We start from the raw sequence: 17,284 nt of genomic DNA on the forward strand, positions 1-17,284 counted from the left end.
ATCTCCCTTGTTGAATGATCGTCTCTTGTTGGCCGCAAGCTGCGGCATGTCCGCCCGAGAGCGGGGGTCAGATCGGGTCAAGGGCGCGCGCGTCTGCGGGGGCCCAGCCGATCCTGATCCTTTCGCCGGGGGCAAGCATCCGCTGCCCCAGCGTGTTGCGCGATTTTATCACGAACTCGTCCGAACCGGCCACACGAAGCCGGGTGCGGAACAGATCGCCCATGTAGATGAATTCCAGCACCTCGGCCTCGATGGTATGGGCCCCGGGCGGCAGCAGTTCGGGCTTGTACTCCACCCGCTCGGGGCGGATGGAAACCAGCGTCGGCTGGCCCTTGGTCGTCACGTTGACCGGGGTCGCGTCTATCAGCTCGCCGGTGGTCAGGCGGACCAGCGCGCGGCCGCCCTCGATTTCCTCGACCGTGCCGCTCAGCTTGTTGTTCTCGCCGATGAAGCCCGCGACGAAGCTGTTGTCGGGGCGTTCATAGAGGTCCGAGGGCGGGGCAAGCTGCTGGATGCGGCCATCGTTGAACACGGCGATGCGGTCGCTCATGGTCAGCGCCTCGCCCTGGTCGTGGGTGACGTAGACCACCGTGATGCCCAGGCTTTCGTGCAGATGCTTGATCTCGAACTGCATGTGTTCGCGCAACTGCTTGTCGAGCGCGCCCAGCGGTTCGTCCATCAGCACCAGCGCGGGGTCGAACACCAGCGCGCGGGCCAGGGCGATGCGCTGCTGCTGGCCGCCCGAAAGCTGCGCCGGGCGGCGGTTGATGAAATCACCCATCTGCACCATGCCCAGCGCACGGCGGACCTTGGCCTCGCGGTCGTTCTTGCCCATGCCGCGCACTTCCAGCGGGAAGGACAGGTTCTCGCCAACCGTCATGTGCGGAAACAGCGCGTAGTTCTGGAACACCATGCCGATACCGCGCTTGTGCGGCGGCACCTGGTTGATCGGGCGGCCATCGAGCCTGATCTCGCCATGGGTCGCCGTCTCGAAACCGGCCAGCATCATCAGGCAGGTGGTCTTGCCCGATCCGGAAGGCCCGAGCATGGTCAGAAATTCGCCCTTGGCAATCGTGAGGTTCAGGTCTTTCACGACCAGAGCCACCCCGTCATAGCTTTTCTGCACATGATCGAATTCGACAAACCTGTCGATGCGGGCTTCAGCTACCACCCCAGTCTCCCCATGAAATCTGGCAGGTTTCCTGCACTCTCGTTGACTCGACTAAAGCGGAACGGGTTTCGCAATGCAACCTGCTTGTCGGATTTCAGCCTTTCACACGGCATCGGCCTGAAAACTGGGCGGGTTGCGACGTTCGGCGCACGACAAGCGGCATCGGACAGACGGTCGCAGGCCATGATTCCGCCCCCGGAGGTGCGGGTGTCCAGGGGCGGGGCTGTCTGGGGGCGGGACCGTTCGGCATGGCATCCGGTTTGGGGCACCGCAGCCAGCGGCGGCGGCCTTGCGCCGGCCTGCGGCGACCGGATCGGCCCGCGCGTCCGGACCACGGCCCCCTGTCAGGGCGCATCGCAAACAAAAACCCGCAACCATCGAAGGTTGCGGGCTTTTTGCACAGGCCTGGTGCGGATGAAAGGACTCGAACCTTCACGGGAGTTACCCCACAGCGACCTCAACGCTGCGCGTCTACCAATTCCACCACATCCGCATGTCTTGGCTTGATGCGGCGGTATTTAGCGAAAGCCCAAACGGAAGGGAAGCACCTTTTTCGCCCTGCGGCGACGGCGTCCCCTCCGCCCGGATCAGTTGCCGAAAAGCAGCAGCGGCAGGCGTGCGGCCATCGCAACCGCGGTGCCGGCCGTCATGCCCGGCGCAGGCGAAACTGCGGGCACCGTGACGGAAGGCGGCGCCGCTTCTGCGAGGGTTGCGGGGGCCGATGTGACAGGGGCCGCGACCACGCTCGGGGCTGCCGGGACGGCAAAGCCTGGCAGGGCAGCGGGAACCGGAGCCGGGGGCGCCGCATCGACCCGGCCATTGAGGGTCATCGACGCCTTGCGAATCACCTCATTGCGGTCGGGCAGGCCCGGCGCGAACACCGACAGGCCGTTGGCCGCGCCCTCCAGCCCCATGCCATACCAGCCTGCCGCCAGATCGCTGCGCGGGTTGGTGCCAAAACCCTGCGACAGGTGATGGCCCAGCAGTTCGGCATAGCCCTTCTCGCCCAGCGCGGTCAGCAGCAGGGCAGACCCGATCGCCACATCCATCGCGTCGGTGGTGTAGCCCACGCCAAGGCAGATGCGCGCCGTGCCTGCCAGTTGCGCCGGGGCCATGCCGCTTTGCAGCACGAAGGTCGAGACCCCGCGCAGCACCTCTTCGCGCGGCTGCATCGACAGGGCGGCGACATTGTCCTTCAGCGCCGGGCCGAACGCCTTGCACTGTTCGGCAATCTGCGCGGGCGTGAAGCCGGGCACGCTTGCGCTCAGTTCCTCGCCCTGCGCCATGGCGTAGGTGCGCGCCAGACAGAACTGTTCCGACAGGGCAAAGTTGGCATCCGTCATGGTGGCAGAGGTGGTGTAGCCGCCGTTGGTATTGGTCAGCAGGCTGATCTTGTTGCATTGCGACGCCAGCGAAACCTGCGTCACGCCCGCCCCCATGAAGCTGGGCAGGGCAGCCGGTCCGGGTGCGGCGGGCACCTCGGGCGCGGCCAGCGCCTCGGGCACGGCGGCCAGCAGCGGCAGGGTCGCGGCGGGGGCCACGGGCAGCACCGGCATCTGCGGCGCGGGGGCCATTGCCATCATCCCGGTCCGAGGCGTGATCCCGGCCATTTCGTCGCGCTGCACCATCAGCAGGCCGCGCGTGCCCATCGGATGCGTCGCCATGGTCTGCGACACCATCGGCCCGCCCGCGATGGCCCGGTGATAGGCCGAGACCAGCACGGTGCGCTCGTATTCCGTCAGCTGGCCGGTCGGCGGATAACCGAGCGACGCCTGATACTGCGAGATCGCACTGCGCGACTTCGGCCCGATCGCCCCATCGGGCGCGCCGACCGGATAACCGAAATAGTTGAGCGAGGTCTGCACCTCGCGGTTGGCCTCGCGCTGGGCCGAGGAAATTCCCGTGGCCTTTCGCGGGGCGGTGCTTGTGGTCCGATACCGCTTCTTGTTGTTTTCGTTGACGATGGCGCCGCCGATGACGCCACCGACTAGGGCGCCCAACAAGGCATCGCCAGCATCCGCCGCAACTTTTTGTGCCGGAAGCACGGCTAGGAATGCCACAAGGCAGCCGCTTGCAATCCTGTCAAATTTCATCGCACAACTCCGATATGCTGATTGATACAAATTCGGCAAATGTTAGCACGGTCACCGCATCACGAAACTGTTTTCTTGCAGGATACCCTTTTTTCATGGTGGAATGGACGCACCTGCCGGGGCTTGCCCCCTATGCCGAAACCCTGGCCGCGATGGAGGAACGCGTCGCGGCCATCGCCGCAGGCACGGCACCAGAGGCGATCTGGCTGCTGGAACATCCGCCGCTCTACACCGCCGGAACCAGTGCCCGCCCGCAGGATCTGACCGACCCCGGCCGCTTTCCCGTGCATGTCGCCGGGCGCGGCGGGCAATACACCTATCACGGCCCGGGGCAGCGCGTCGTCTATGTCATGCTTGACCTGAACCAGCGCAGCCGCGACGTGCGCCGCTTTGTCTGCGCGCTGGAGGGCTGGGTGATCGCCACCCTCGCAGAGTTCAACGTCAGGGGCGAGCGGCGGGCGGACCGGGTCGGGGTCTGGGTCACCCGACCGGACCGGCCCGGCCCCGACGGCCGCGCCTGCGAGGACAAGATCGCGGCCATCGGCGTCAAGCTGCGCCGCTGGGTCAGCTTTCACGGCCTGTCGATCAATGTCGAGCCGGACCTCGCGCATTTCAGCGGCATCGTGCCCTGCGGCATCCGCGACCATGGCGTGACCAGTCTGGTCGATCTTGGCCTGCCCGTGACCATGGCCGATCTGGATGCCGCTCTGATGCGCAGCTTCGGGCGGTGCCTGGGAACGGACAGCCTCGGGCCGCCGGGGCCGGCCCGGCGCTGACAGGCAGCCTTCGCGCGCCGGATCGAGCGCAGGGTCCGTCCCGGGTTGAAGCCCCGTGCAACGCGGTGGCGGCCGTGGGCAGGGTCGGCATCACGGCAGCGTGCGTCGAAAGGACGCAAATCGGACAAAGTTCCTCTTTACCTTATGGTTCAAATTCACCTTTCTGGAATGGCCGGTTTTTTGTGCAGACCGGAAACGAATCGCCCGCTCTACACAAGATGAGGAAAGCATGACAAGACTGACCCTGATCGCCGCATTCGGCGCCCTTGCCCTTGCATCCCCCGGTTTCGCGGGCGATGCCGAAAAGGGCATGAAGGAATTCAACAAGTGCAAGGCCTGCCACAGCATCACGGCAGAGGATGGAACAGTCATACAGAAGGGCGGCAAGGTCGGCCCGAACCTGTACGGGGTCGTCGGCCGCCCGGTCGCGTCATACCCTGACTTCAAGTACGGCCCCGGCATCGTCGCGGCCGGCGAAGCCGGCGCCGTCTGGGACGAAGCCAATCTTGTGTCCTATGTCAAGGATCCCTCGGCCTGGCTGAAGGAAGTCACCGCCAACCCGGCCGCGAAATCCAACATGGTGTTCAAGCTGGCAAAGGGCGGCGAAGACGTCGTGGCTTACCTGGCTTCGGTGGCACCGGCCGCACCGGAAACGAACTGACGCGGCGGACGCCCGCTCTGGCACGGGTTTTATTGATCTGGATCAAAGTCTGAGGTTGCCGTGGGCAAACTGGCATTCTAGAACCGAAAGACAAGACCCGGCACGCGGTCAAATTGCCGCAGCCGGGTCGCGGATCAAAAGCAACGGGAGGTGCCAATGGCCGACGCAGCCATCCATGGCCACGACCATGACCGACGCGGGTTCTTTGTCCGCTGGTTCATGTCGACGAACCACAAGGACATCGGGATCCTGTATCTGTTCACCGGGGGCCTTGTCGGCCTGATCTCGGTGGCCTTCACCGTGTTCATGCGGATGGAGCTGATGCACCCCCAGGTGCAGTACATGTGCGTCGAGCACCTGGGACAGGGGTTCTTCTCGGGCTTCTTCAAGTCGCTGGTGGCTTCCTCGGTCGAAAACTGCACGCCCAACGGTCATCTTTGGAACGTGATCATCACGGCGCACGGCATCCTGATGATGTTCTTCGTGGTGATTCCGGCGCTGTTCGGCGGCTTCGGCAACTATTTCATGCCGCTGCAGATCGGTGCGCCGGACATGGCCTTCCCGCGGATGAACAACCTCAGCTTCTGGATGTATGTCGCGGGCACTTCGCTGGCGGTGGCATCCGTGCTGTCGCCCGGCGGCAACGACCAGCTCGGGTCGGGCGTGGGCTGGGTGCTTTACCCGCCGCTTTCCACCACCGAGGGCGGCTATTCGATGGATCTCGCGATCTTCGCGGTCCACCTGTCGGGCGCGTCGTCGATCCTTGGCGCGATCAACATGATCACGACCTTCCTGAACATGCGCGCGCCGGGCATGACGATGCACAAGGTGCCGCTGTTTGCCTGGTCGATCTTCGTGACCGCCTGGCTGATCCTGCTGTCGCTGCCGGTGCTGGCCGGTGCCATCACCATGCTGCTGACCGACCGCAACTTCGGCACCACCTTCTTCGACCCCTCGGGTGGCGGCGACCCGATCCTCTATCAGCACATCCTGTGGTTCTTCGGCCATCCCGAGGTTTACATAATCGTGCTGCCGGCCTTCGGCATCATCAGCCAGGTGATCTCGACCTTCTCGCGCAAGCCGATCTTCGGCTATCTGCCGATGGTCTACGCCATGGTGGCGATCGGGGTGCTGGGCTTCGTGGTCTGGGCGCACCACATGTACACGGTGGGGCTGAGCCTGACGCAGCAGAGCTACTTCATGCTGGCGACGATGGTGATCGCGGTGCCCACCGGCATCAAGGTGTTCAGCTGGATCGCCACGATGTGGGGCGGCTCGATCCAGTTCAAGACGCCGATGCTCTGGGCCTTCGGCTTCCTGTTCCTGTTCACCGTCGGCGGCGTGACCGGCATCGTGCTTTCGCAGGCGGGCATCGACCGGGCCTATCACGACACCTACTACGTCGTGGCGCACTTCCACTACGTGATGAGCCTTGGCGCGGTGTTCGGTATCTTCGCGGGCATCTACTTCTGGATCGGCAAGATGTCCGGGCGGCAGTATCCGGAATGGGCGGGAAAGCTGCACTTCTGGATGATGTTCATCGGCTCGAACCTGACCTTCTTCCCGCAGCACTTCCTTGGCCGCCAGGGGATGCCGCGCCGCTACATCGACTATCCCGAGGCCTTTGCCTACTGGAACTATGTCTCTTCGATGGGCGCGTTCCTCTCGTTCGCCTCGTTCCTGTTCTTCCTCGGGATCGTGTTCTACACCCTGCGCTACGGCAAGCGGGTGACCGAGAACAACTACTGGAACGAATACGCCGACACGCTGGAATGGACCCTGCCCTGCCCGCCGCCGGAACACACCTTCGAGCAACTGCCGAAGCAATCCGACTGGGACAAGCCGCACGCCCACTGAGGGGCCGGACCGATGCCCTATGAATGGGTGACACGATTGGAAAGGGCCCCGGGCGATCCCGGGGCCTTTTCCCATGCCGCAGGCGACGGCCCCGCCTGCCGTCTGCACCTGTGGCCCTACCGTTCGCTGCCCCGGCGCGGCTTTGTGTGGTGCATCGGGCTGCTGGCGGCCCTTCTGGCGCTGCCGCTGCTGGCGGTGCTGGGCACGCCCGTGCTCTGGGGGTTGCTGCCCTTCCTGTGCCTTGCCGTGGCGGGGATGTGGTGGGCGCTGACCCGCAGCTACCGCGATGCCGAAATCGTCGAGGAGCTGGCGCTCTGGTCCGATCATGTGACCCTGACCCGCCACGGCCCCCGCGGCCGCAGGCAGGACTGGCAGGCCAATCCGCACTGGGTGCGGGTGATGCTCCATGCCAGCGGCGGGCCGGTGCCGAACTATCTGACGCTGGCAGGCGGCGTGCGCGAGGTGGAGCTTGGCACCTTCCTGTCGGAACCCGAGCGCGTGACCCTTGCGGGCGACCTTGCCGCGGCGCTTGCAGGTATCCGCCGCCGTTGACGGGTTCCGAAACCGGGTCGGGAGTCCTTCTGAGGTTTGACGCTGAAAAGGGTCCACCGGACCCTTTTCCGGGAGCGTCTGCCCCGGGGCTCCGCCCGTTCGACGCTGAAAAGGGTCCACCGGACCCTTTTCCGGGCGCGTCTCACCCCAGCCGGTCCTTGACGCGGGGGCCGACGGTGGCGAAATCCATCTGGCCGGTGTAGCGGCCCTTCAGAACGGCCATCACCCGCCCCATGTCGCGGATGCTGGTGGCCCCCGCCTCGGCAATCGCGGCATCGACTTCGGCCGCGTCAAGCTGGCGGGGCAGGAATTCTTCGATCACCTTGATTTCGGCCAGTTCCTTCTCGGCCAGTTCCAGCCGCCCGCCCTCTTCATAGGCGCGCGCGCTTTCGTTGCGCTGCTTGACCATGCGGCCCAGAATGCCCGTGATGTCGGTATCGCTGACCTCGGTCACGTCGGCCTCGCCGCGCGCGGCAATCTCGCGGTCCTTGATCGCGGCATTGATCAGGCGCAGCGTGGACAGACGGTCCGCCGCCCGCGCCCTCATCGCTTCTTTCAGTGCCACCTGCAGCCGATCGCGCAATGTCATCGCATTTCCATCCCCATGGCTTCCGACCAATCGACAATACAGCCATCCCACCGCCAAGACAACCGGCAGCACATTCCACAAGCCATTGATTTTCCATGACAACGCTTTTGTGCCTGACCCTTGACCCCACGGCGTCCGCCCCGTAGTGTCCGCCCGATTTGACCCCGGAGGGAGTCGCGACATGACCGCCAGCCACCAGACCCGGCAACTGCCAACCGCCTGCCTCGCCCTTGCCGACGGCACCGTCTTCTACGGCCACGGCTTCGGCGCCACCGGCGAGACGGTGGCCGAACTGGTGTTCAACACCGCCATGACCGGGTATCAGGAGATCATGACCGATCCGTCCTACGCGGGCCAGATCGTGACCTTCACCTTCCCCCATATCGGCAACGTCGGCGTCACCGCCGAGGATGACGAAACCGCCGAACCCGTTGCGGCCGGAATGGTGGTGAAATGGGATCCGACCGAGCCGTCCAGCTGGCGCGCCACCGGCGATCTGACCTCGTGGCTCTTGGCCAAGGGGCGCATCGGCATCGGCGGGCTTGACACGCGCCGCCTGACCCGGGCGATCCGGCAGCAGGGCGCGCCGCATGTGGCGCTGGCGCATGACCCGTCGGGCAAGTTCGACATCGGGGCGCTGGTCGCGAAGGCGCGGGCGTGGCGCGGCCTCGTCGGCCTCGATCTGGCGAAAGACGTGACCTGCGCCCAATCCTACCGCTGGGACGAGATGCGCTGGGCCTGGCCGCAGGGCTACACCCGGCGCGAAGGCCCCGGCCTGCGGGTCGTGGCGATCGACTACGGCGCGAAACGCAACATCCTGCGCTGCCTCGCCTCGACGGGGTGCGAGGTCACGGTGCTGCCCGCCTCGGCCACCGCCGCCGACGTGCTGGCGCTGAACCCCGAGGGCGTGTTCCTGTCCAACGGCCCCGGCGACCCGGCGGCCACGGGCAGCTATGCGGTGCCGATGATCCAGGGCGTGCTGGCCGCCGACCTGCCGGTGTTCGGCATCTGCCTTGGCCACCAGATGCTGGCGCTGGCGCTGGGGGCGAAAACCGTCAAGATGAACCACGGCCACCATGGCGCCAACCATCCGGTCAAGGACATGGACACCGGCAAGGTGGAAATCACCTCGATGAACCACGGTTTCACCGTGGACAGCCAGACCCTGCCGAAGGGCGTGCTTGAAACCCATGTCAGCCTGTTCGACGGGTCGAACTGCGGCATCCGTGTGCAGGACCGCCCGGTGTTCTCGGTGCAGTATCACCCCGAGGCCAGCCCCGGCCCGCAGGACAGCTACTATCTTTTCGAACGCTTCGCCGCAGCGATGCAGGCCCGCCGCGCCGCCTGAGTGCGGTCACCCGGAAGCCTGAGCGCCGCGCACCTGGTTAACCGGCTCTTAACCCTGCATTAACCCGTTCTGGCCAAGGCTGGGCGGGTAAATCGCAAGGGCCGGGCCGTGACCGCACCGATCATCCGCCTTCTTCCCCATTCCAGCGCCGTGCCGGTGGCGCCGCAGCCATGGCCCGCGCGCCACGTTCCGCCATCGGCGGAAACGCTGGGGGTCAGCCTGTTGCGTGACGGACTGGTGACCCCGCATCATCTGGTGCAGGCGCTGGCCTTGAATGCCCGCAATCACGGGCGGCTGGCCGACATCCTGCTTGCGCGCGGGATGGTGCCGGAAGATGCGCTCTATGACCGGCTGGCGCAGTTGTGGCAGGCCCCCCGAATCGATCCGGCGCGCGAGGCCCCCGACCCACGGCTGATCGACCGGCTCGGGGCTGCGGTCTGCCTGCGCGACAGGCTGCTGCCATGGCGGCAGGTCGGGGCGGCGACCGTGATCGCCACCGCCCGGCCCGAGGATTTCGAGCGCCAGCGCCCGCGGCTGACCGAGGCGTTCGGGCCGGTTGTGCTGGCGCTGGCTCCCGCCGCCGCGATAGAGACCGCGCTGCGCCGTGCGCGCGGCGCAATGCTGGCCCATGCCGCCGAAACCCGGGTGCCGCCGCCCGAAAGCTGCCGCGACTGGGGCAGCGGCGCCGCGCCCCTGTGGGGTGTGCTGGGCCTGATGCTGCTGATCGCGGGGCTGGTCGTTGTGCCTGTCTTCATGGCCTTTGCCATCACGATATGGACGGTGCTGACGCTGGTGCTGGCGACCACGCTGAAATCGGCCGCCGCCCTCTCCGGGTTCAGGCGGCCCCCGCCCCGCAGCCCGCCGCCGATCATCGCGCGCCTGCCGGTCGTTTCGGTCATGGTCGCGATGTATCGCGAGGTCGACATCGCGCCCCGGCTGGTGCGCCGCCTCGGCCGCCTCGAATACCCGCGCGACCTGCTCGACATCCTGCTGGTGGTCGAGGAGACCGACAGCCAGACCCGGGCCGCCCTCGCCTCTGCCGACCTGCCGCCCTGGATGCGGGTGGTCGTGGTGCCCGACGGGCAGGTGCAGACCAAGCCCCGCGCGCTGAACTTCGCGCTGGACCAGTGCCGCGGGTCGATCGTCGGGGTCTATGACGCCGAAGACGCCCCCGAACCCGACCAGATCCGCAGGGTGGTGGACCGCTTTCACCAGCGCGGGGCCGATGTCGCCTGCCTGCAGGGCGTGCTCGACTTCTACAACCCGCGCACAAACTGGCTGTCGCGCTGTTTCACGGTGGAATACGCCGCCTGGTTCCGCATCATCCTCCCCGGGCTGGAGCGGCTGGGCCTGCCGATTCCGCTGGGCGGCACCACGCTTTTCTTCCGCCGCGCGGCGCTTGAAAAGCTTGGCGGCTGGGATTCGCACAATGTGACCGAAGATGCCGATCTGGGCATCCGCCTGGCCCGCCACGGTTATCGCACCGAACTGATCGACACGGTGACGGAAGAAGAGGCCAACTGCCGCGCCCTGCCCTGGGTCAAGCAGCGTTCGCGCTGGCTCAAGGGCTACATGATGACATGGTCGGTGCACAACCGCGACCCGGCGCTGCTGTGGCGGCAGCTTGGGGCCCGGAAGTTCATCGGCTTCCAGGTTTTCTTTCTGTCGACGCTGTCGCAGTTCCTGCTGGCGCCGGTGCTTTGGTCGTTCTGGCTGGTGCCGCTGGGCGTGCCGCATCCGGTGGCCGATGTGCTGCCGCCTGGGCTGTGGTGGGCACTGGTCGGGCTGTTCCTGACAACCGAGGCCATGAACATTGCAGTCGGCATCGCGGCGCTGCGCATGACGCGGCACCGGCTCAGCCCGCTTTGGGTGCCGACGCTGCACTTCTACTTTCCGCTGGGGGCGCTGGCGTCCTACAAGGCGGCCTGGGAAATGGTGGCCCGCCCGTTCTACTGGGACAAGACCAGCCACGGCCACTTCGACCCGATCGACCCGCCGCCATAGGTGTCAGCGCAACCGCAACTCGCCGGCGTCGACACGCAGCCGGGTCTCGAACGCCTTCGAGATGTGGACCCGCAGCGCCTCGTAGGACGCATCGCCGTCGCGCGCCTCGATGGCCCGCACGATCTGGTCATGTTCGGCCAGCGCCACCCCGTCGCGGCCTTCGGCGGCGAAAGAGGTGTTCGCCATCAGCGCCATGGAGCGATGCACCAGATCAAGCTGCTGCACCAGAAAGCGGTTGTGCGAGGCCAGGTGAATCTGTTTGTGGAACCGCTTGTTGGCCCGGCTGAGCGCGCGCGGGTCGCCACCCTGCAAGGTGCGGTCTTCCTCGACCATGCCGCGCAGCACGCGGATCTCCTCGTCGGTCGCATGTCGCGCGGCCAGCCTTGCGGCCAGGCCCTCAAGCTCGGTTCGCACGATGTAAAGCTCTGCCAGCTGGTTGTGATCCAGCGAGGCCACGATCAGGCTGCGCCCGTCGCGCGTCAGCATCGACTGGGTTTCCAGCCGTTGCAGCGCCTCGCGCACCGGGGTGCGCGACACCCCCAGCCGCTCGGCCAGTTCGGATTCCACCAGACGGTCGCCGGGCTTGTATATGCCCGCGTCGATCGCCTCGACAATCAGCGTATAGGCGTCTTTCTGCACGGGAAACGGTCTTTCCTGCCGGGTCAGCGTGTCGCGGACGTTAGCGCCCAAGCCCGCCGGGCTCAACCGCAATCCATTGCCCCGGGGCCACGGGCGGGCTAGCGTCGCGGGATGGTAGCTGACCGTTTCTCGCATGTCACCGGCTGGGTGTTCGATCTGGACAACACGCTGTATCCGCCTGCCGCGCGGCTGTTCGACCAGATCGAGGTCCGCATGACCGCCTGGGTGATGCAGGCGCTTGGCGTGGCACGGCCCGAGGCCGACCGGCTGCGGCGCCACTACTGGGCGACCTACGGCACCACGCTGGCCGGGCTGATGCAGGAACACGGCGTCGATCCCGGCCCGTATCTGACCGATGTCCACGACATTTCGTTCGACGCGCTGGAGGTGGACGCGCTCTTGGCCGCCCGGATCCGCGCGCTGCCGGGGCGGCGCATCGTCTATACCAACGGCTCGGCACCCTATGCCGAGCGCGTGCTGGCGGCGCGCGGCCTGTCGGGGCTGTTCGATGCTGTCTATGGCGTGGAACATGCGGGCTTTCGCCCCAAGCCGGAACGCGCCGCCTTCGAGGCGGTATTTGCCGCCGATGGCATGGCCCCCGACCGTGCCGCGATGTTCGAGGATGATCCGCGCAACCTGGCCGCGCCGCACGCCATGGGAATGCGCACCGTGCATGTCGCCCCCGAAGCTGCGCCCGCCCCGCACATCCACCACCACACCGACGATCTTTCCGCATTCCTGTTGCGTCTGACCGCCTGATCCGATATGCCGCACTGCGGCAAAGTGTCCTCTGGCGAAGACTCGGTCAAGGCCTAGGTCAGTTAGCGAACAGGAGAATACTCATGTCAGACACACCTTCCCCTGCCACGCACGGCATCAACACTGTGCCCGAGGCCGGCTGGATTGCCCGCAATTTTCCGCGCGGGACCGGACTCATCTTCGTCGCCCTGCTGATCTTCGTCGTGCTGGTTGTGCTGGCGGTCAGCACCTGGGGCATCGTCGCCCTGGCGATGACGGCGCTGGCACTGGTGCCGGTGGTGATAATCACACTGGTGGCGATCACCTTCGGGTAAGCATTGCCGGTTGGATACCCCGCTTCCGCGCCCTATGTTGATACTCGACAAAGGGGGGCGCGGATGACACGCATCACGACGGACATACTGGTTTCTGGCGGCGGGGTTGCGGGCCTTGCGGCGGCCGCGGCATTCGGGTCGGCGGGGTTTTCGGTAATCTGCGTCGATCCGGCCGCGCCCGTCACCGATGCCGAGGCTGACGGGGCCGACCTGCGCACCACCGCCTTCCTGCAACCCTCGATTCCCGTTCTTCAGGCGGCGGGCCTCTGGGCGCGGCTGGAGCCCTTTGCGGCCCCCCTGCAGGTGATGCGGATCATCGACGCGGGCGGCCCGGTGGCCGAACCCCGCATCATCAAGGACTTCGACGCCGCCGACATTTCCGACCAGCCTTTCGGCTGGAACCTGCCGAACTGGCTTCTGCGCCGCGAGATGGTGGCGCGGCTGGCCGAACTGCCCGATGTCAGCTTCCGCCCCGGCGTTGCCACCACCCGCGTCACCACCCGCCAGACCGAGGCGCTGGTCACCCTGTCCGACGGCACCCGCGTTTCCGCCCGGCTGGTGGTCGCAGCAGACGGGCGCGGGTCGGTGGTGCGCGAGGCGCTGGGCATCGGCGTCCGCACCATGCGCTACGGCCAGAAGGCGCTGGCCTTTGCCGTCACCCATCCGATCCCGCACCAGAACGTCTCGACCGAGATCCACCGCTCTGGCGGGCCATTCACCCTTGTGCCGCTGCCCGACCGCGACGGTCTGCCGTGTTCCGCGATCGTCTGGATGGAAACCGGCCCCGAGGTGCAACGCCTTGCCGCCCTGCCGGTGCCCGATTTCGAGGCCGAGATCAACACACGGTCCTGCGGCATCCTCGGGCCGCTGAAGCTGGTGACGCGCCTGACGCAATGGCCGATCATCAGCCAGATCGCCGACCGCATGTCGGGCGAGCGCACGGCGCTGATGGCCGAGGCCGCGCATGTCATGCCGCCGATCGGCGCGCAGGGGCTGAACATGAGCCTTGCCGACCTGCGCGTGCTGCTGGAACTGGCGACGGCAAACCCGGCGACGCTGGGCGATGCGAAGATGCTCGATGCCTATCACCGCGCCCGTCACTTCGAGGTGCAGGCCCGCATCACCGGCATCGACGCCCTGAACCGGGCCTCGATGCTGGGCGCGCCTGGGCTGCGCGACCTGCGCGCCAAGGCGCTGGATGCGCTGTATTCCGTAGCCCCGCTGCGCCGCACCCTGATGCGGACGGGGATGGGCCTGCGCTGACCCGAAGGTGCGGCGCGGGAAACCCCGCGCCCGCCCGCCGTCAGGCCTTTTTCGTGGCCTTGGCTTCCAGCGCCGCGATCCGCAGAGCCAGCGCGTCGTTTTCCTCGCGCGCGCGGGTCGCCATGGCGCGCACCGCGTCGAACTCCTCGCGGGTGACGAAGTCGCGGTCGGCCATCCAGCGGTCGATCAGGCCCTTCATCGCCGTCTCGGCCTCGGTCTTGGCACCCTGGGCGACGCCCATGGCATTGGTCATCAGTTGCGACATGTCGTCGAGAAACTTGTTCTTGGGCTGCATGGGTGGTCCTTTCGCTGGCTTGCGCCCTATATGGTCCGCCCGCCACCGCCACACAAGGTTTCTTGCGCCGCAGGTGCAGGCATCGAAGCCGCCGGACTGTTGACATCGGCACGCGCCCGCAACAGAACCGCACCAACCAAGGAGCCCGCATGGCTTACATCCCCTTTCCCGACCTGTCGCCCGACCTGATCTCGATCGAGGTTTTCGGCGTCACGCTGGCGCTGCGCTGGTATGCGCTGGCCTATATCGCCGGGCTGCTGATCGGCTGGAAGCTGATCCTGCACATGATCCGCACCGCGCGGCTGTGGCCCGGCGTGGCGCCGATGACCGCCGAACAGGTGGAACGGCTGATGACCTGGCTGATCCTCGGCGTGGTGCTGGGCGGGCGGCTCGGGTTCGTGCTGTTCTACCAGCCGGGCTATTACCTGTCGCATCCGTTCGAGATCCTGAAGGTCTGGGAAGGCGGCATGTCGTTCCATGGCGGCTTTCTGGGGGTGATCGCCGCCGCGCTGGTGTTCTGCCGCCGCGAGGGCATCCCGCTGCTGCAGGCAACCGACCTGCTGGCGGTGGCAACCCCGCCCGGCCTGCTGCTGGGCCGCATCGCCAATTTCATCAACGCCGAGCTCTGGGGCCGCCCGACCACCCTGCCCTGGGGCGTAGCCTTCCCCGGCGAGGCGGCGCAGACCTGCCCCGACATCATCGGCATCTGCGCCCGCCACCCCTCGCAGCTTTACGAGGCGGGGCTGGAGGGGCTGGTGCTGGGCGCGCTGCTGCTGTGGCTGGTGCTGCGGTCGGGATGGCTGGCCTGGCCGGGGCGGGTCTCGGGGGTGTTCCTTGCCGGCTACGGGCTGGCGCGTTTCGCGGTCGAGTTCGTGCGCCAGCCCGACGCGCAGTTCATCAGCCCCGGCAACCCTTTGGGGCTGGCCTGGCAGGTCGGCGGCTGGGGGCTGACCATGGGGCAATTGCTGTCGCTGCCGATGGTCGCGCTGGGGCTGGTGCTGATCGCGCGGGCGCAGCGCAGGTGACACCGCTGGCCTGCCTGCTGATCCGGCGCATCCGGGCCACAGGGCCGATCACGCTGGCCGACTACATGGCCGACTGCCTGCTGCACCCCGAGCACGGCTACTACACAAGCCGCAACCCGTTCGGCGCGGGTGGTGATTTCACCACCGCCCCCGAGATCAGCCAGATGTTCGGCGAGTTGCTGGGCCTCTGCCTCGCACAGACGTGGCTCGATCAGGGCGCGCCTGCCCGCTTCACCCTTGCCGAGCTTGGCCCCGGCCGCGGCACCCTGATGGCCGACGCCCTGCGCGCCACAAGGGGCGTGCCGGGTTTTCACGCGGCGGCAGAGGTCACGCTGGTCGAGGCGTCACCTGCCCTGCGCGCCCGCCAGCGGGGGGCACTTGGCGACCACCCGGCGCGCTGGCTGACCGGGGTCGAGGCCCTGCCCGAAGCGCCGATGTTCCTGATCGCCAACGAGTTCTTCGACGCCCTGCCGATCCGCCAGTTCACCCGCAGCGAAAGCGGCTGGGCCGAAACCATGGTCGGGCTGAGCGACGGCCGGCTCGCCTTCGGCCTCGCGGCCCCGGTGCCGCTGGCGGCGCTGGACCATCGGCTGGCCGACACCGCGCCCGGCGACGTGGTGGAAACCTGCGCCGCCGCTACCGGCATCATCGCGCAGATCGCCGACCGCATCGCCACGCATGGCGGGGCGGCGCTGGTGATCGACTATGGCGGCTGGGGCTCGCGCGGCGACACGCTGCAGGCGCTGCGCGCCCACCGCTTTGCCGACCCGCTGGCCGAACCGGGGCTGGCCGACCTGACCGCCCATGTCGATTTCGCGGCGCTGGCCCGCGCCGCCGCCCCCTGCCGCGCCGCCCCCCTGCTGACGCAAGGTGCGCTGCTGAACCGGCTGGGCATTGCCGCCCGCGCCGACCGGCTGGCGCAGAATCTCTGCGGCGCAGCACTGGAAAACCACCGCGCCGCAACTCGCCGCTTGACCGCCGACGATGAAATGGGAACGCTGTTCAAGGCGCTCGCCCTGCATTCGCCAGCACATTTGCCGCCACCCGGATTCGATTGATGCTAGAGATCCTGACCTCCGACGCGCTCGCGCCCTTGCGCCACGGTTTTTTCACGCGCAAGGGCGGGGCCTCGTCCGGCATATTCCATGGGCTGAACTGCGGTCCGGGCAGCACCGACCTGTCGGAAGTCGTGGTGATCAACCGCGCCCGGGTCGCAGCGTCCATGGGCGTCGCCCCCGATCACCTGGTGTCGATCCGTCAGGTGCATTCGGCCGATGTGCTGCACCTGACCGAACCGCCCGCCCAGACGCCGGTGGCCGATGCGATGGTGACGGCCACGCCGGGGCTTGCGCTGGCCGTGCTGACCGCCGATTGCCAGCCGGTGCTGTTCGCAGACGCCGAGGCGGGGGTGATCGGCGCGGCCCATGCCGGCTGGCGCGGCAGCCGCGACGGCGTGCTGGAAGCGGTGCTTGACGCGATGGAGACGCTGGGTGCACGGCGCGCGGCGATCACGGCCGTGATCGGCCCGTGCATCAGCCTCGCCGCCTACGAGGTCGGCCCCGAGTTCGTCGAAAGCTTCATCGACGACGACCGGGCCTCTGCCCGCTTCTTCGCGCAGGGCGCGGGCGACCGTGCCCTGTTCGACCTGCCGTCCTACAGCCTGGCCCGGCTGCGCGCGGCAGGCGTGGGCCATGCCGAATGGACGCGGCACTGCACCTACAGCGACCCCGACCGATTCTTCTCCTACCGCCGCACCACCCATGCCGGCGAAGTGGATTATGGCCGCCTGATCTCGGTGATCCGGCTGTAATCCGGGCAGGATCACGGCGCCCGCCGTCAAGGTCCGGCCACATTTGCGGAAACAGTCACGGGCATGTGCCGCGGATTGACCTCGATCCGGCGAGAAATCCCCTGCATTTGAAGCAGTTTCCCGATTGC

Annotated in this window: 17 protein-coding genes and 1 tRNA gene; 12 read left to right on the plus strand and 6 right to left on the minus strand. The window is 67.2% G+C overall.

The features are described from left to right. Positions 1 to 67: 67 nt before the first annotated feature. The 3 genes from RNZ50_18725 to RNZ50_18735 all read right to left on the minus strand — a co-directional run bounded on the left by RNZ50_18725 (position 68) and on the right by RNZ50_18735 (position 3,264). Positions 68 to 1,171 (minus strand): ABC transporter ATP-binding protein, encoded by a 1,104-nt coding sequence (locus tag RNZ50_18725; protein ID MDT8857029.1) that lies wholly within the window; start codon positions 1,169 to 1,171, stop codon positions 68 to 70. Between the two features lie 406 nt (positions 1,172 to 1,577). Next, positions 1,578 to 1,664, minus strand: a tRNA-Leu gene (locus tag RNZ50_18730). Between the two features lie 94 nt (positions 1,665 to 1,758). Further along, on the minus strand, positions 1,759 to 3,264 hold the full coding sequence (locus tag RNZ50_18735) for a peptidoglycan-binding protein (GenBank protein ID MDT8857030.1): 1,506 nt from the start codon (positions 3,262 to 3,264) through the stop codon (positions 1,759 to 1,761). A gap of 95 nt (positions 3,265 to 3,359) precedes the next feature. On the opposite strand from RNZ50_18735, the gene lipB reads away from it, so the two are divergent. The 4 genes from lipB to RNZ50_18755 all read left to right on the plus strand — a co-directional run bounded on the left by lipB (position 3,360) and on the right by RNZ50_18755 (position 7,110). Then, complete coding sequence (lipB, locus tag RNZ50_18740) at positions 3,360 to 4,040, plus strand: lipoyl(octanoyl) transferase LipB (GenBank protein ID MDT8857031.1); 681 nt, start codon at positions 3,360 to 3,362, stop codon at positions 4,038 to 4,040. 100 nt (positions 4,041 to 4,140) lie between these two features. Continuing rightward, entirely contained in the window at positions 4,141 to 4,701 is a 561-nt protein-coding gene (locus tag RNZ50_18745; protein ID MDT8857032.1) for a cytochrome C, read from the plus strand. A gap of 156 nt (positions 4,702 to 4,857) precedes the next feature. Then, a complete protein-coding gene (gene ctaD, locus RNZ50_18750) occupies positions 4,858 to 6,558 on the plus strand; it encodes a cytochrome c oxidase subunit I (GenBank protein MDT8857033.1) in 1,701 nt (566 codons plus the stop codon). A gap of 12 nt (positions 6,559 to 6,570) precedes the next feature. Then, positions 6,571 to 7,110, plus strand: coding sequence for a DUF2244 domain-containing protein (locus RNZ50_18755; GenBank protein ID MDT8857034.1), 540 nt, complete (start codon positions 6,571 to 6,573; stop codon positions 7,108 to 7,110). Between the two features lie 142 nt (positions 7,111 to 7,252). Here the strand turns inward: RNZ50_18755 and RNZ50_18760 are convergent, their stop codons facing one another. Further along, entirely contained in the window at positions 7,253 to 7,699 is a 447-nt protein-coding gene (locus RNZ50_18760; protein ID MDT8857035.1) for a GatB/YqeY domain-containing protein, read from the minus strand. A gap of 181 nt (positions 7,700 to 7,880) precedes the next feature. Here RNZ50_18760 and carA point away from each other — a divergent pair, with 181 nt between their 5' ends. Beyond that, positions 7,881 to 9,047, plus strand: a complete 1,167-nt coding sequence (gene carA, locus RNZ50_18765) for a glutamine-hydrolyzing carbamoyl-phosphate synthase small subunit (GenBank protein ID MDT8857036.1) — start codon at positions 7,881 to 7,883, stop codon at positions 9,045 to 9,047. A gap of 108 nt (positions 9,048 to 9,155) precedes the next feature. Beyond that, entirely contained in the window at positions 9,156 to 11,051 is a 1,896-nt protein-coding gene (locus tag RNZ50_18770) for a glycosyltransferase (protein ID MDT8857037.1), read from the plus strand. 3 nt (positions 11,052 to 11,054) lie between these two features. Here RNZ50_18770 and RNZ50_18775 read toward each other — a convergent pair whose 3' ends face one another. Continuing rightward, a complete protein-coding gene (locus RNZ50_18775) occupies positions 11,055 to 11,690 on the minus strand; it encodes a GntR family transcriptional regulator (protein MDT8857038.1) in 636 nt (211 codons plus the stop codon). Positions 11,691 to 11,801: 111 nt separating this feature from the next. Here RNZ50_18775 and RNZ50_18780 point away from each other — a divergent pair, with 111 nt between their 5' ends. From RNZ50_18780 to RNZ50_18790, 3 genes are all read left to right on the plus strand, one after another. Continuing rightward, complete coding sequence (locus RNZ50_18780; protein ID MDT8857039.1) at positions 11,802 to 12,449, plus strand: pyrimidine 5'-nucleotidase; 648 nt, start codon at positions 11,802 to 11,804, stop codon at positions 12,447 to 12,449. 83 nt (positions 12,450 to 12,532) lie between these two features. After that, positions 12,533 to 12,763 carry a hypothetical protein gene (locus tag RNZ50_18785; protein MDT8857040.1) on the plus strand — a complete coding sequence of 77 codons (231 nt, stop codon included), beginning with the start codon at positions 12,533 to 12,535 and terminating at the stop codon, positions 12,761 to 12,763. A gap of 63 nt (positions 12,764 to 12,826) precedes the next feature. Further along, positions 12,827 to 14,026 carry a UbiH/UbiF family hydroxylase gene (locus RNZ50_18790; protein MDT8857041.1) on the plus strand — a complete coding sequence of 400 codons (1,200 nt, stop codon included), beginning with the start codon at positions 12,827 to 12,829 and terminating at the stop codon, positions 14,024 to 14,026. A 40-nt stretch (positions 14,027 to 14,066) separates the two neighbouring features. Here RNZ50_18790 and RNZ50_18795 read toward each other — a convergent pair whose 3' ends face one another. Continuing rightward, entirely contained in the window at positions 14,067 to 14,321 is a 255-nt protein-coding gene (locus RNZ50_18795) for an accessory factor UbiK family protein (GenBank protein ID MDT8857042.1), read from the minus strand. Between the two features lie 149 nt (positions 14,322 to 14,470). On the opposite strand from RNZ50_18795, the gene lgt reads away from it, so the two are divergent. From lgt to pgeF, 3 genes are read left to right on the plus strand one after another with little or no spacing between them, the layout of a single operon-like run. Continuing rightward, positions 14,471 to 15,346 carry a prolipoprotein diacylglyceryl transferase gene (lgt, locus tag RNZ50_18800; protein ID MDT8857043.1) on the plus strand — a complete coding sequence of 292 codons (876 nt, stop codon included), beginning with the start codon at positions 14,471 to 14,473 and terminating at the stop codon, positions 15,344 to 15,346. After that, on the plus strand, positions 15,343 to 16,404 hold the full coding sequence (locus RNZ50_18805; GenBank protein MDT8857044.1) for an SAM-dependent methyltransferase: 1,062 nt from the start codon (positions 15,343 to 15,345) through the stop codon (positions 16,402 to 16,404). Before lgt ends, RNZ50_18805 begins: the two co-directional genes overlap by 4 nt. Next, the gene (gene pgeF / locus RNZ50_18810; GenBank protein ID MDT8857045.1) at positions 16,404 to 17,156 is read left to right on the plus strand and encodes a peptidoglycan editing factor PgeF; all 753 of its coding nucleotides are present in this window, start codon (positions 16,404 to 16,406) and stop codon (positions 17,154 to 17,156) included. The genes RNZ50_18805 and pgeF overlap by 1 nt, the downstream gene beginning before the upstream one ends. Positions 17,157 to 17,284: the final 128 nt, after the last annotated feature.

Source organism: Paracoccaceae bacterium Fryx2 (genome assembly GCA_032334235.1).
Taxonomy (GTDB): Bacteria; Pseudomonadota; Alphaproteobacteria; order Rhodobacterales; family Rhodobacteraceae; genus JAVSGI01.